The 14,198-nt window shown below is 59.0% G+C and carries 16 protein-coding genes; 7 read left to right on the forward strand and 9 right to left on the reverse strand.

What is annotated here, in order from left to right; genetic code table 11:
* The first annotated feature begins 99 nt into the window (after positions 1-99).
* On the forward strand, positions 100-636 hold the full coding sequence (locus JZY08_RS11065; protein WP_216330153.1) for an AAA family ATPase: 537 nt from the start codon (positions 100-102) through the stop codon (positions 634-636).
* 199 nt (positions 637-835) lie between these two features.
* Here the strand turns inward: JZY08_RS11065 and JZY08_RS11070 are convergent, their stop codons facing one another.
* The 6 genes from JZY08_RS11070 to JZY08_RS11095 form a co-directional block, all read right to left on the reverse strand.
* Entirely contained in the window at positions 836-1,954 is a 1,119-nt protein-coding gene (locus tag JZY08_RS11070; RefSeq protein ID WP_003491769.1) for a branched-chain amino acid ABC transporter substrate-binding protein, read from the reverse strand.
* Positions 1,955-2,073: 119 nt separating this feature from the next.
* Positions 2,074-2,427: a DUF6867 family protein gene (locus JZY08_RS11075; protein WP_003491771.1), complete on the reverse strand. Its 354-nt coding sequence runs from the start codon at positions 2,425-2,427 to the stop codon at positions 2,074-2,076.
* Positions 2,428-2,595: 168 nt separating this feature from the next.
* Entirely contained in the window at positions 2,596-3,324 is a 729-nt protein-coding gene (locus JZY08_RS11080; RefSeq protein ID WP_003491772.1) for an ABC transporter ATP-binding protein, read from the reverse strand.
* The gene (locus JZY08_RS11085; protein ID WP_035219958.1) at positions 3,324-4,190 is read right to left on the reverse strand and encodes an ABC transporter ATP-binding protein; all 867 of its coding nucleotides are present in this window, start codon (positions 4,188-4,190) and stop codon (positions 3,324-3,326) included. The genes JZY08_RS11080 and JZY08_RS11085 overlap by 1 nt, the downstream gene beginning before the upstream one ends.
* A complete protein-coding gene (gene livM, locus JZY08_RS11090; RefSeq protein WP_216330154.1) occupies positions 4,190-5,587 on the reverse strand; it encodes a high-affinity branched-chain amino acid ABC transporter permease LivM in 1,398 nt (465 codons plus the stop codon). Before livM ends, JZY08_RS11085 begins: the two co-directional genes overlap by 1 nt.
* 4 nt (positions 5,588-5,591) lie before the next feature.
* On the reverse strand, positions 5,592-6,494 hold the full coding sequence (locus JZY08_RS11095; RefSeq protein WP_003491778.1) for a branched-chain amino acid ABC transporter permease: 903 nt from the start codon (positions 6,492-6,494) through the stop codon (positions 5,592-5,594).
* A gap of 343 nt (positions 6,495-6,837) precedes the next feature.
* Here JZY08_RS11095 and cysQ point away from each other — a divergent pair, with 343 nt between their 5' ends.
* From cysQ to JZY08_RS11115, 4 genes are all read left to right on the forward strand, one after another.
* The gene (gene cysQ, locus JZY08_RS11100) at positions 6,838-7,632 is read left to right on the forward strand and encodes a 3'(2'),5'-bisphosphate nucleotidase CysQ (protein ID WP_082182827.1); all 795 of its coding nucleotides are present in this window, start codon (positions 6,838-6,840) and stop codon (positions 7,630-7,632) included.
* Between the two features lie 385 nt (positions 7,633-8,017).
* Positions 8,018-9,061, forward strand: coding sequence for a DUF2793 domain-containing protein (locus tag JZY08_RS11105; RefSeq protein ID WP_216330155.1), 1,044 nt, complete (start codon positions 8,018-8,020; stop codon positions 9,059-9,061).
* 191 nt (positions 9,062-9,252) lie between these two features.
* Positions 9,253-9,528: a DUF1153 domain-containing protein gene (locus tag JZY08_RS11110; protein WP_003491799.1), complete on the forward strand. Its 276-nt coding sequence runs from the start codon at positions 9,253-9,255 to the stop codon at positions 9,526-9,528.
* Positions 9,529-9,766: 238 nt separating this feature from the next.
* Positions 9,767-10,048 (forward strand): GNAT family N-acetyltransferase, encoded by a 282-nt coding sequence (locus JZY08_RS11115; RefSeq protein WP_003491801.1) that lies wholly within the window; start codon positions 9,767-9,769, stop codon positions 10,046-10,048.
* A 249-nt stretch (positions 10,049-10,297) separates the two neighbouring features.
* On the opposite strand, the gene JZY08_RS11120 is transcribed toward JZY08_RS11115, so the two are convergent.
* Both JZY08_RS11120 and JZY08_RS11125 read right to left on the reverse strand, forming a co-directional pair.
* Entirely contained in the window at positions 10,298-10,501 is a 204-nt protein-coding gene (locus tag JZY08_RS11120) for a DUF1059 domain-containing protein (RefSeq protein ID WP_003491803.1), read from the reverse strand.
* A 320-nt stretch (positions 10,502-10,821) separates the two neighbouring features.
* Positions 10,822-11,172 (reverse strand): flagellar export protein FliJ, encoded by a 351-nt coding sequence (locus JZY08_RS11125; protein ID WP_003491821.1) that lies wholly within the window; start codon positions 11,170-11,172, stop codon positions 10,822-10,824.
* 481 nt (positions 11,173-11,653) lie between these two features.
* On the opposite strand from JZY08_RS11125, the gene ctrA reads away from it, so the two are divergent.
* The gene (gene ctrA, locus JZY08_RS11130) at positions 11,654-12,358 is read left to right on the forward strand and encodes a response regulator transcription factor CtrA (protein ID WP_003491823.1); all 705 of its coding nucleotides are present in this window, start codon (positions 11,654-11,656) and stop codon (positions 12,356-12,358) included.
* A 138-nt stretch (positions 12,359-12,496) separates the two neighbouring features.
* Positions 12,497-13,012: a GNAT family N-acetyltransferase gene (locus tag JZY08_RS11135; protein WP_003491825.1), complete on the forward strand. Its 516-nt coding sequence runs from the start codon at positions 12,497-12,499 to the stop codon at positions 13,010-13,012.
* A gap of 53 nt (positions 13,013-13,065) precedes the next feature.
* On the opposite strand, the gene JZY08_RS11140 is transcribed toward JZY08_RS11135, so the two are convergent.
* Positions 13,066-14,112 carry an alpha/beta fold hydrolase gene (locus tag JZY08_RS11140; RefSeq protein WP_216330156.1) on the reverse strand — a complete coding sequence of 349 codons (1,047 nt, stop codon included), beginning with the start codon at positions 14,110-14,112 and terminating at the stop codon, positions 13,066-13,068.
* Positions 14,113-14,198: the final 86 nt, after the last annotated feature.

Consider the following 14,198-nt stretch of genomic DNA (forward strand, 5'->3'; position numbering starts at 1 on the left):
CTGCCGCGACCTTCTCCCCGGCGGGGAGAAGAAACAAGCGGCGATGCCGTAACTCCCAAGATCACCTTATACAGCCCAAACCAAACAACGGAGCTTTCCATGAACCGTTTCATCATCCTTTCCGGCTGTTCCGGCGGCGGCAAGTCCACTCTTCTTGCCGAGCTTGCCCGGCGCGGTTTCGCAACCGTCGAGGAACCGGGAAGGCGCATCGTCATTGAGGAAACGAGAAATAACGGCACTGCCCTACCCTGGGTCGACATCGAAGCCTTCGCCCGCCGGGCAATCGCCATGGCGCTCGAAGACCGGCAAATGGCACCACGAGAAGGCCTCGTCTTTTTCGACCGCGGCCTGATCGACGCCGCCTCGGCACTTCGCCATGTCAGCAGTGACGCCTTCATCGATACGCTGCAAAACACGCACCGCTATAACCGGCTCGTTTTCCTCACCCCACCCTGGCCGGAGATTTACCGGGGAGACAGCGAGCGCAAGCACGGGTTGGATGCGGCGGTGGAGGAATATGAACGCCTGCTGCGTGATTACGCCCGGCTGGATTATGAAACGGTCATCCTGCCGAAAGCCCCGGTTTCGGAGCGCGCCGATATCGTGCTGGCGAGGCTGGCGGCGAAAGCGGGCTGAAGGCGCATCCCGAGTGTATTTTGCCTGCCAACACAACCCACACTCGACGTCATCCTCGGGCGTGACCCGAGGATCCATTCCTCGCGCAGCGATAGATCCTCGGGTCAAGCCCGAGGATGACACCAGAAGAGTTCAGCCGCTCACCATAAAAAAGCCCGGCATCACTGCCGGGCTTCGATAGGCAATTATCCAGTAAGACTCACGTCCCCTGCTGGAAGTAGCTGAACTTGCCGTCCGGGCCCTTCTTCCACTCGTACATGACGTAGCCGGGAAGCTTCGGGTCGCCCTTCTCGTCGAAGGAGATATCGCCGAGCGCGGTCGGGAAGGTGCCCTTCTTCAGAGCTTCGGCAACCTTTTCCGGCTCAACCGAACCGGCAGCCTTGGCAGCACCGGCAATCGCCTGCAGGGCGGCGTAGGAGTAGAGGGTGTAAGCTTCCGGGTTGAAGCCGGCAGCCTTGAACTTCTCTACCAGTTCCTTGTTTTCAGGACGCAGCGTCGGATCGGGACCGAAGGTGTTGAGCGTGCCTTCGACAGCGTCGCCGGCGATGGAGGCAAGTTCGTTCGAGACGATGCCGTCACCCGAGATGAGCTTCGCCTTCAGGCCCTGATCCGCCGCCTGGCGGATGATGAGACCAGCTTCCGTGTGCAGGCCGCCCCAGTAGATAACCGTGACGCCGGCTTCCTTCATCTTGGAGATCAGCGCGGAGAAGTCCTTGTCGCCGACATTGACGCCTTCATACATGGCTTCCGTCAGGCCGGCCGCATTGGCTGCCTTCTTGGTTTCATCGGCAAGGCCCTGACCATAGGGGGTCTTGTCGTGAATGATGGCGATCTTGGCGTCCTTGTAGTGGTCGGCCAGATACTTGCCGGCGATGCCGCCCTGCTGGTCATCACGACCGCAGGTGCGGAAGGTGTTCCACAGGCCGCGCTCGGTGAAGACAGGGTTGGTCGCGGCAGGCGTTACTTCGAGAATGCCGTTTTCGGCATAAACTTCGGAGGCCGGAATGGAAACGCCGGAGTTGAAGTGACCGACGACGAATTTCACGCCATCAGCAACGAATTTGTTGGCAACCGAGATACCCTGCTTGGGGTCGGAAACGTCATCGCCCAGCACGATCTTGATCTGTTCGCCGTTGATACCGCCGGCAGCGTTGATGTCTTTCGCAGCCTGCTCGGCACCCTTCTGAAGCTGAGCACCGAAAGCAGCGTTCGGGCCGGTCAGCGGGCCGCCGACAGCGATCAGGACATCGGCCCAGGCCGAACCGCTGAAGGCGACCATGGCGGTCAGCGCAACGGCGGAAAGAAGAGACTTCTTCATTACTTTACTCCCAGTTCCTTTGGATGGGTTGGTTACTAGGGCCTGTTCAGTACCCACCTTCACTGAACAGGAAACTGTTCCACTCTGACGAGCATTGTGCAGCCGGACGAATCCGACTGTCAATCCTTCTTCTTATAGGAGAATGCCGACGTGCGATCGTAAAGCCAATAGTAGTTATTGACCATCTGGTTCGTCCGGCGCATGCGGAAACCGATGCTGGAAAAGACCAGAAGAAGAACGACGTCAAACACATAGTAAAAACCGTTTATGAACGGTCCGTTGAAGAGCGCGTGATGCAGAAACCGCATGACGAGCCCCAATGCCAGCGTGTAGATGACCACACGCGGGTAACCACCCCAGCCATCGGCGACGGATTTTCCCGCGCGCCAGGCGGTCCAGAAACCCAGAAGAACAACCAATGCGCGCAGAATATAACGCACGCCGCTATCGGTCTCGAAAAAAAGGCCCTGCATCTCTTTCCCCATCAGTGCCGGGCGCGATGCGCCAGCCCTGCCTTGTCTGTCGTCCCGCCGTTTTCCCGGAGGGCATTTTATTGTTTACATCCCGCCGTTTGCCCGAAGGCCCGGCGGGATGCTGTTTGCAATCTTGCGCCGCAAAATTTTCGGCGCAAGTAAAATCTTTCAGTGCCGGCCGCCTTCCAGATAGGCGGCGCGTACCTGCGGATCGGCCAGCAGCTCCCTGCCGGAACCGCTCATCGTCACCTTGCCGTTGACCATCACATAGGCGCGGTCGGAAAGCTTGAGCGCGGCAAAGGCGTTCTGCTCCACGAGGAAGACCGTCAGCCCCTCCTCCTGGTTGAGTTTTTTGATCGCTTCGAAGATGCCCTTCACGATCAGCGGTGCGAGACCCAGCGACGGTTCGTCGAGAAGCAGAAGCTTCGGCCTTGCCATCAGCGCGCGGCCGATGGAGAGCATCTGCTGCTCGCCGCCGGAAAGCGTGCCGCCGCGCTGGCTCTGGCGCTCTTTCAGCCGCGGGAACATCACGAAGATTTTCTCGACGTCCTCTTTGAAATATTTGAGGTTGTCGAGATTGGCGCCCATCTGCAGGTTTTCCAGCACTGTCATGCGCGGGAAAATCCGGCGGCCTTCAGGCGACTGGGCAATGCGTTTGCGGGCGATCAGATGGGTCGGCAGACGGGTAATATCCTCGCCGTCGAAAGTCACCTGGCCGACACGCGCCTGCGGGCTGCCGCAGATGGTCATCATCAGCGTCGACTTGCCGGCGCCATTGGCGCCGATCAGGCTGACGATCTCACCCTTGTTGACTTCGACATCGACACCCGCCAGAGCGCGGATATTGCCATAATAGGTTTCGACACCCTGAACTTTAAGAAGCGGTTCACCAGACATCAGGCCGCTCCTCCGTCGAGTTCTTCCGCAATCACGTCTTCCACTTCATCATCCTCGACACCCAGATAGGCGGCGATGACCTTGGGGTCGTTCTTCACATGGTCAGGCGAACCGTCGGAAATCTTCTGGCCATATTCGAGAACCACGACATGGTCCGAAATCTGCATCACCACCGACATGTCGTGCTCGATCAGAAGCAGGGACGTCCCCTCGTCGCGGATACCGCGCAGCAGCGCGTTGAGCGCCAGCGATTCCTTCGGGTTGAGACCTGCCGCCGGTTCATCGAGGCAGAGGAGTTCCGGCCCCGTGCACATGGCGCGGGCGATTTCCAGACGGCGCTGCGCACCATAAGGCAGGTCGCCGGCCGGATCATCGGCGCGGTCGGTCAGGTCGGCCTTGTCCAGCCAGTATTTGGCTTTCTCGATCGAGTTGTTGACCGCCTTTTTGTAGGCCGGCAGGCCAAGAAGGCCGAGAATCGTATAACCCGAGGCCTTCATCAGCGCATTGTGCTGCGCCACGAGCAGGTTTTCCAGAACCGTCAGACCCGAGAACAGGCGGATGTTCTGGAAGGTGCGTGCCACCTTCGCCTTCTTGGTGATTTCGAAATCCGGCAGGCGCTCCAGAAGGTGCGCTTCGCCATTTTGCTGACGCATGGTGATCATGCCCATCGTCGGCTTGTAGAAGCCGGTGATGCAGTTGAAAACCGTGGTCTTTCCGGCACCGTTGGGGCCGATAAGCGCCGTGATCTCTCCGCGCTTCGCCTCGAAGGAGAAGTCGTTGATGGCCATCAGGCCGCCGAAGCGCATCGAGAGATGTTCGACCTTGAGGATCGTATCATTTGCCATTGTTGTCGTTCCGGAAGCCATCAACCGTGACCTTCCTTGGTAAAGCTGCCGGAGACGGCCTTGCGTTCTTTGAGGAAGGCCGTGGGTTCACGCGAGCCGACGAAACCGCGCGGCTTGAACAGCATGACGATGACCATGGCGAGACCGAACAGCAGCATGCGGTAAAGTTCCGGCGTGAAATCGGGCCCGAAGACATGCTTCAGGAATTCCATTTCACGCAGCGCCTCGGTGCCGCCGACCATGACCAGGGCCGCAATGGCGATGCCGGTGAGCGACCCCATGCCGCCGAGAACGACGATGGCGAGGATGACCGCCGATTCCAGGAAGACGAAGCTTTCCGGCGACACGAAACCCTGACGCGCGGCGAAGAACGAGCCGGCGAAACCGCCGAACATGGCGCCCGTCGCAAAGGCGGTGAGCTTGGTGATGACGGTATCGATACCGAGCGAACGGCAGGCGATCTCATCCTCACGCAGCGCTTCCCAGGCGCGGCCGATCGGCATGCGGCGCAGCTTGATGGTGACATAAGCCGTCAGCATGCACAGAAGCAGGATCACGTAGAACAGGAAGATCTTGTAATAGGCGGACGACATCGACAGGCCGAAGGCCTTGGCGAAATTGTTCGACGCGCCGACATCGAAGGACCAGATGCCGAAGACGGACGCCTTGGCGATGCCGGAAATGCCGAAGGTGCCCTTGGTCACATCCGTCCAGTTGAGCAGCACGAGACGGATGATCTCACCGAAGGCGAGCGTGACGATCGCCAGATAGTCGCCGCGAAGCCGCAGGACCGGGAAGCCGAGAATGATGCCCCAGAAGCCCGCAAGAATGCCGGCAACCGGCAGAAGCACCCAGAAGGACAGGCCGAAATGGCTGGAGAGCAGCGCATAGGAATAGGCGCCGACCGCATAAAAGGCCACGTAACCGAGATCGAGCAGGCCGGCGAGGCCGACGACGATATTGAGACCCCAGGCCAGCATCACATAGATCAGGATCTGGATGCCGAAATTGTCGACGAATTTCAGCGAGCCCTGAAAGCCGAACAATTGCACGGCGATCACAGGATAAAGCAGCAGCAGAACCAGCGCCAGCTTCAGGAAATGCTTGTGAAAAAAGCCTTTTTCCTCGGAAATTTCCAGAATGCCGCTTTTGGCCTTGGCGAGCTTGCGGCGATCCAGCGACGGCTTGATGAAGCCCACCATCAGGAAACGGCCGACGGCGGCAACGCCCACGAAGACCGCCAGCAGGCCCCAGCGTGTGCCCCAGATAAGCTGGTTGTTGATGTCCTGATAGGTGACGATGCCGACGTAGAGAATGAACATGCCAAGCGAGACGATGCCCGCAAAGATGCCTTCCTTCACCGCCGTCGCCATCAGGCTCGGGTTGGAAGTGTCGTGTTCGGAAGCGATATTGGTCATGGGATCACACCTTCTCGACTTCCGGACGACCGAGAATACCGGTCGGCTTGAAGATCAGCACGAAAGCAAGGATGCCGAATGCCGCGACGTCCTTGTAGGCGATGGAGAAATAGGCCGACCAGAGCGACTCGATGAGGCCGATCAGCAGACCGCCGAGAACAGCGCCCGGAAGCGAGCCGATACCGCCCAGAACCGCCGCGGTGAACGCCTTGACGCCCGGAATGAAGCCGTCATTGAACGAGGCGACGCCGTAATACATCAGATACATCGTACCTGCGACCGAAGCGAGTGCAGCACCCATGATGAAGGTGATCGAGATCGTCTTGTCGACATCAACGCCCAGAAGCGCCGCCATCTTGCGGTCCTGTTCGGTGGCGCGCTGCGCCCGGCCGAGCGGTGTCTTGTTGACGATATACCAGAAGGCGAAGAGCAGCACCGACGTCACCACCATGATGATGAGCTGCTTCAGCGAAACCGTTATGGAGCCGAGATGATAGCTTTCCGTCACCAGAGACGGGATCGGCTTGTTGCGCGGACCCTGCGTGACCTGGATGAAGTTGGACAGCGCGATCGACATGCCGATGGCAGTGATCAGCGGTGCAAGGCGGAAAGAGCCGCGCAGAGGCCGGTAGGCGACGCGCTCGATGACCCAGTTCCACAATCCGGTCATCAGCATGGCGATGACCATCATCAAAAGCAGAAGAAGCACCACCGGAATGCCGGCGACAAAAGATGTCACGACCAGAAAAACGATCAGCGCGGCGAAACCGCCGAGCATGAAAATATCGCCATGGGCGAAGTTGATCATGCCGATGATGCCGTAGACCATCGTATAGCCAATTGCGATGAGGCCGTAGATAGATCCAAGAGTCAGCCCGTTTATGAGCTGCTGGATAAAATACTCCATGTCTTTCCCCTGGGCATGACCTCTGATGAGCCACGCCTCGTTATGTTAATTATAGGGGAGCCCTCGCAAACTTACCCCCAACACCAAAATGCATATCGTGTTCGTTAAAAATGTGAAGTCAAAAACGGGCGATCCTGCACAAAATTTGGAATTTCCACACCAGTTGCCCTTTTCCCGATCAAAAGAGCCATGATTTCGGCAGGAAGTGCTAAAAAAACGGCGACGGAATGCCTATTTTAGCCTTGTCGGCCGCCATTGTTTGACGGGCGGCGGCCAAAGGAGTAGCCAAGTTGTATCGCAAGATCCCGCCACGGGATGGCGATGGGATGGCAACGGCAAAGAGATGATCGACATATTGACGAAAGCGGCGCTGGACGCCGGACAGGCGATCATGGCGGTCCACCGCGCGGGCCCGAACGTGTCCTACAAGGATGACTGCTCGCCGGTGACCGAGGCCGACCAGCGCGCCGAGACGATCATTCTTCAGGCGCTCGCCGCCAATTTTCCCGAAATTCCCGTTATCGCCGAAGAGGCCGTCTCGAACGGCATCCTGCCGGAAACGGGCAGGGAGTTTTTTCTGGTCGACCCGCTTGATGGAACCAAGGAATTCATTTCCGGCAAGGACGATTTCACCGTCAATATCGCCCTCATCAGGAACGGCGTTCCCGTCGCAGGCGTGGTTTACGCCCCCTGCCGCGGCCAGGCATGGACGGGCAAGGACAACGGTGCCGAAAAGCTCGCCATATCAGGCGAAGGCGCGATCCTGGCGCGCCATCCCATCCGCGCGCGCCAGCGCGGCGCATCGCCCGTGGCGCTGATCAGCCGCTCGCACTGTACGGCAAAAACGGAAGCCTTCGTCGCCGAACACGGGCTGAAAGACTGTATTTCCGTCGGTTCCTCGCTGAAATTCTGCATGCTTGCGGAAGGCGCGGCCGACATCTACCCCCGCTTCAGCCGCACCATGATGTGGGATACGGCGGCAGGCGATGCCGTGCTGCGCGCCGCCGGCGGCAGAACGCTTGATTGCGACGGCCAGCCGCTTGCCTATGAGGTGAGAGGCGACGGTGAGGATGCGCTTGCCAATCCGGATTTCATTGCCGAGGGGGCGATGGCAGTGACGGTGGAAGCGGCGACATAGACGGGCGGGTAGACCGCTGCGCTTTCGTGGGTAATTAAACTTTCGCTTCGGTGTATGGGGCTTACCCCCCCTCTGCCCTGCCGGGCATCTCCCCCTCAAGGGGGGAGATCGGCAAGGAGCTTTACCACCATTTTAGCCTCGAACGTCGAGATGGGCGAAACGTCACCGCGAGTCGATCTCCCCCCTTGAGGGGGAGATGCCCGGCAGGGCAGAAGGGGGTAAGCCCCATACGCCGAAGCCAAGAGGCCGTCTCGCCCATAGACGCCATTCGCTGCAAACACACCCACCCCCCATCAACAAAAATAATCTCTTCCCCGCTCATCCCCGCACCGCCCCGCCGCATCACAATCGCTGGTGAACGGCAATCCAGCGCGGAAGAGACATCATGACGGAACAGACGGCGAGACTTCGGCTTCCCTATATCCTGCCCTCTCAGGCACAGAAACACGTGACCCACAATGAGGCGCTGCAACGGCTGGATGCGATCGTCCAGCTGGTCGTCAAGGCCGTGGTCGCCGCACCGCCCGAAAACGCGTCGGAGGGCGAGTGTTTCCTTCTCCTCCCGGACGCCACCGGCGATTGGGTCGGCAAGGGCGGAAAGCTTGCCTTCCGGCAGGATGGCGCCTGGCTGTCGATAATCCCGCAACCCGGCTGGACGGCATGGTTTGCAAGCGAGGGGGAATATCGCGTGCTGCGGCAGGGCGCATGGCAGGACATACCGCTGCCCGCCACCGGCACATTCCAAAGGCTGGGCATCGGCACGGAAGCTGACGGCGCCAACCGTCTGGCGCTCGCCGCTCCCGCCAGTCTTTTCACCCACAGCCAGGAGGATGGCAGCCACCGCATGGCGATCAACAAGGCAGCGAAGACCGATACGGCATCGGTGCTGTTCCAGTCCGGCTGGAGCGGCCGCGCGGAAATGGGCCTTGCCGGCAATGACGGTTTTTCGATCAAGACCAGCGCCGATGGCGCTATTTGGCGCACCGCGCTCCTGTGCAGCGGCGATGGCCGCGTCTCGCTGCCCAACCGGGCCGTGGTGCTGGCAGGCCTGCCGGCGGGCACGACGAAGCCGGCCAATGGATCGGCAGCGGGTTTTTCCCTGCTCTTCATCGATGAGGGCGGTTTTACGCTCGGCGATCCGGTTGGTACCGGCGGCGGAAGGGAACTCGTCGTTCCTGCCAAGGGTCTTTATCTCGCCATTCTGTCGCTTGCCGTGGTCTCCTCCGCCGGCCACCGGGTTTCGCTGTCGGTGAACGGCGCGGCGGGCAGCTTCGGCATTGCCGGAAACACCTCCAGCGCCGGAACCTCGCAATCGGCCACCTTCATTCTTCCCCTCAATGCCGGAGACCGCCTGCGGCTGCAGCATGAAGGATCGGCGGAATTTACCCAGGGCAGCGGGAAAACGTGCCTTTCGCTTGCGGCCCTATGAGGGAAACAACCGATGGACGATAAAAAACGCAATTTTTGGAAAAATTTTTCCCCTGCAAAATAAGGCGACTCGAACAAATCAGGCGAAACCGTTCAAATTCTTAATAAATTGTCTAGAGCTGCTTAGGCAATTTTTAAAGGTACGGGGCTAAAGTTCCCGTCATATGGTCTTGAGTTTGTATAGAGTGTCCAATGACCGAAATGATACGCCCACGAGTTAAATATGTCATCGGCCCCGATGGCAGCCCTCTGACGATTGCGGATCTTCCGCCTGCCAATACCCGTCGCTGGGTCATTCGCAGAAAAGCGGAGGTGGTTGCAGCGGTTCGCGGAGGACTGTTGAGCCTCGAGGAAGCCTGCGAGCGTTATACGCTTACCGTTGAAGAATTCCTGTCCTGGCAGTCCTCGATTGCCGATCATGGCCTTGCAGGCCTGCGCACCACGCGCATTCAGCAATATCGCCACTGATATTGCGCCCGCGCGGCAACGCGCCAAAGCCGAATTCTCAAAAACACCCTGCCGGATTATCGACGGGGTTTTCGGTTTGATTTCGGATTTCTCCCCGCAGGGCCTGTCCTTCTTCGGCACCCTCCTTCGGTAAAACCATTGTCGCCGGTTTGTGTCCGCTGCGTTCTCTTTCCCGCTGTTTCAATTCGGGCGCGAGCCGTTACAGTGGAAACAACGAACGCAACAGGAGGCGAAAACCATGGACATCCTCAGCACCGAAACCGGATCGCACGGCGAATATTCGGCAACCGTCGAAGGCCACAAGGCCGAGATGACCTATTCCCGCACCTCCCCTTCGCTGATCATTATCGATCATACCGGCGTGCCCGATGCCCTGCGCGGCAAGGGCGTCGGTCAGGCGCTCGCCGCCCATGCGATCGACGAGGCCCGCAAGGGTGGCTGGAAAATCATTCCGCTCTGCCCGTTCTTCAAGGCCCAGACGCTGCGCCATCCTGAATGGGCAGATGTTATCAACGGGTAAGGGCGCTTAATTCTGTAAAAGGGCAGAATATTCGCAAACGTCGCGGCATATTTCTTCTCCCCGAGGGGGAGAAGGTGGCCCGAAGGGTCGGATGAGGGGGCAACGTTGCCGAATCCCTCTACCCTCGCCCCCTCATCCCGCTGCCGCGGACTTCTCCCCGGCGGGGAGAAGAAGCAAGCGGCATACGCCCCGGTCTCTCGCAACCCCTTCCCATCTTGCGTCATTCATAAATGCGCGTCGGTCCTCCCGTTACGCCACCTTCAGCGGCGGCGTCCCTGCATGCATGCTCCTGCGGACTTCCTCGCGGAATTCGCGTGTGTCCTTGGCGCCATGCACTGCCACGGCATGTTGCACGGCCGCTTCCATCAGCTCCTCCTGAGAGTCGGCGGAGATGGCGATGGTGCATTTGCTGTCACTGGGGAATTCGCGGCAATCGATATATTGTCGAGCCATTTCTTCCTCCCTGCTGTTATTGCCCGCGCCCCACCCTCGCAGGGGTTATGCAGGACGCGCGCGTAAAACCTCCGGTTCATGATCGGAACCCCGCTAAATTACGCCTTTCCCCCGTCCAGGACAATTGAAAACACCGAAATGCCCGCCCGTGGTCGCTGGGAGGAAACCGGATCGAAAAGGACCGACACCCGGCAACGCAAAAGGCCGCCACAGGTGGCGGCCTTTCGAAAAAATGCATGGCGTCCCGTCATTGAAAGCCGCCTCCTGATCCACCGGCAGCCGTCAATGAGGACGATCGTTCATCGAATTTGCGCCGGTCGTCAGGCGCGGGCGCGGATCGCTCCGTCGCGATTTTCCAGTGCGGCGGCCTTTTCATATTCGGCCTGCACCTCTTCCAGCGAAGCTTCGGCGGCTTCCTGCTGGGCCTTCAGCTCCCGGATCGAGACCTGAAGATTATCGGCCCGCTGGCGCGCGGCCTTGGCGAAGGTCGGATAGGCGAAATGCGTCGGATCGGTAATGCCCGACTTGCTCTCTTCCAGAGATATCTGATGCACCAGTTCCTTTGCCATCCGCTCGAACTCGGACATCATCTGCTGCAGCTGGTTAAGCTGCCGGCGTTTTTCATTAACCTGAAATTCCTTCAGGCGAACCAGGCTGTCACGCGACTTCATACGCAATACTCCATGGATAGCGAGACCCGGATCAAAAAGGCACTATGCCCCCCTGATCGGCCCGTTTAACCCGCCCGTTCAACCGGCCGGGTTAACCCGTTGTGCCGGAATGATTCCCAAAAGTTACCCGGCGTTAATAAAAAACCACCGCCGTTAACCTTTCGTTTACGGGCATCGTTAATGATAAACACGATCATTTAAGGGTCGGTAAATGCCAGGTCCAAAAAAGCGGACCAGACGATGTAAGAGTCGATTGAATCACTTAGCGGGAAATCCTCACGTTAAGATTCAATTATGGCGATGGTGGATTCACGTGCAAAAACAGAGAAATGCCTACTTTGCTTAATAAATTCGATACACCTTGCCAAAGGCAATTAGAATTTGTTAACCATTTGGTGGCAGCCTGCAAATCAGGCAACGTCTGGATCCGCATCGCGCGAGGCAATGATTTACCGGTTCGCGGGCGGCAAAGGGGATAATTATGCGGGTTCTACTTATTGAAGACGACAGCGCAACAGCGCAGAGCATCGAACTGATGCTCAAGTCGGAAAGCTTTAACGTCTACACGACCGACCTCGGCGAGGAAGGCGTGGACCTCGGCAAGCTCTACGATTACGACATTATTCTTCTCGATCTCAACCTGCCCGACATGTCGGGTTACGAAGTCTTGAGAACCTTGCGCCTTTCCAAGGTCAAGACGCCGATCCTCATCCTCTCCGGCATGGCCGGCATCGAGGACAAGGTTCGCGGTCTGGGCTTCGGTGCAGACGATTACATGACAAAGCCCTTCCACAAGGATGAGCTTGTTGCCCGCATTCACGCAATCGTCCGCCGTTCCAAGGGCCATGCGCAGTCGGTCATTTCCACCGGCGAGCTGATCGTCAATCTCGATGCCAAGACGGTTGAAGTGGGTGGCCAGCGCGTTCACCTGACCGGCAAGGAATATCAGATGCTCGAGCTGCTTTCGCTGCGCAAGGGCACGACGCTGACCAAGGAAATGTTCCTAAACCACCTCTACGGCGGCATGGACGAACCGGAACTGAAGATCATCGACGTCTTCATCTGCAAGCTGCGCAAGAAGCTGGCAAATGCCGCAGGCGGCGCAAACTACATCGAAACCGTCTGGGGCCGCGGCTATGTTCTGCGCGAGCCTGACGGAGCCACGGAATTCCTCGAAACCGCCTGACCCCTCAAGGACAGGACAGTTTTTAAAAGACCCGCTGGCGACAGCGGGTTTTTTGTTGTGATTTCAAGGGAGAAGCGACAACGTCATCGGCATGTAATGACAAGGGCCTAGCTACGCTCCCAAAAAGGACGACGGCACATGAACCACCCTATCCCCACGCTTAAGACTGAACGCCTGACGCTGCGCCCGCTGCTCATCGCGGACTTTCCCGCCTATCAGCACTTCATGGCGTCGCCGCGCTCCATTGGCGTCGGCGGGCCGTATGATCTCTGGAAAACATGGGGCGTGTTCTGCCACGATCTGGCCAACTGGTACTTTTTCGGCCATGGCGCGCTGATGATCGACCTTGGTGAGACGGGTGAATGCATCGGCCAGATCGGTATCAATCACGGCCCGCTATTTCCCGAAAAGGAACTCGGCTGGCTGCTTTATGACGGCCATGAAGGGCGCGGTTATGCTGCCGAAGCCGCTGTGGCAATGCGCGACTGGGCCTTTGAGACGCTGAGCTTGCCCACACTTGTCAGCTACGTCTCGCCGGAAAACAGCAAATCCGCTGCCGTTGCCGAGCGCATCGGCGGCACACTCGATCCGTCAGCGCCACGCTCCGACCCCGAAGACCTCGTTTATCGCTATCACCCGTCCAACGCGGCGTGAAAAAATCGGGACGCCTCAGGACAACCAGGATCCCCGAGACGTCCCGAACTGTCCTAACGCATTTCCACTTTCAGGAAGCCGGTGATTGCCTCCGCGATTTGCGCATGGATGTCCGTGCGGTCCCGGCCTCCCCCATCACGGCAGACGAAACCTTCGCCCGGTGAAAGCTCCTCCACGATTTTTTCGCCGTTCGGCTTGCAGATCTGCATGAAGCTGAAATGGCTGGCATCGGGTATTTCCCGATAGACGGTCGTCGCCTTTGGCAGATGCCGGGCGATATAGTCGGAATCGGCCTTGATGGCGGCAATCTCCGGCGTCTCCACACCTGCGGCCAGAACCAGAACCGGCACCTCCACCCTTTGCAGCGTCTCCGGCAGAAAACCGGAAGCAGGCCCAAGATCGAGTGCGATCGCCGCCCGGATGCGAACATCGCTCAAATCCATCGAGAGACGCCGATCAGCCTTGCCGTCACCGACGATCCCGACCTTGGCCAGCAGCCGGGGCGCCTTGCATTGCGGCGGCGCTTTTTCGCTATCGCAGTCCTTCAAGGCGAGTTCGGCGCTATAGCGTGCACCCACCAGCTCCATCGCAGTCCAGCCTCCCAGAGAATGGCCGATGACGGCGATACGCTTGCTGTCGATCTGGCCGGCGAGTTGGTCATTCTCGATGAGCGCGGTCAGCGTCCTGCTGATGTCGCGCGGCCGCTCCCACAGGGGAACGATCTCCGTCGCATTCTCTTCGGTAAATGATTCGCCGCTATGATCTGGCGCGGCCACCACATAACCCTGCTGAGCAAGTGCGCCGGCAATCCAGTTCAGATTGCGCCAGCTTCCGCCGAACCCATGCGACAACAGCACGAGGGGACGAGACCCGGTGAGAAAAGAAGCGGCCGGTTGCACCTCAAGACCATAAAAAGCCGCGTTCTCACCCACGACCTCGCTTTTTCCAGAGGGCGCGGCCGGATACCATAATGAGACGGCAAGCGCCCTCGCACCCGCCGCATCCGGCAATTCGATCTGTTTAAAGCCGATGGCGCCTTGCGCCATCGCGGCCTGAGCGGTGGAGAAAACGACGAATGCCGCCAGAAGAAAATTGCGCATGGGATGCTCCAGGAGTTGCGATGGACCAACTCCTCGGCCAAACCGCCCCCGCCTGAGACCTGAAACAGGTTTCAGGACGTTCTGAA

Origin of the sequence: Rhizobium sp. X9, assembly GCF_018873185.1 — a bacterium.
GTDB classification, from domain to species: Bacteria; Pseudomonadota; Alphaproteobacteria; order Rhizobiales; family Rhizobiaceae; genus Agrobacterium; species Agrobacterium oryzihabitans.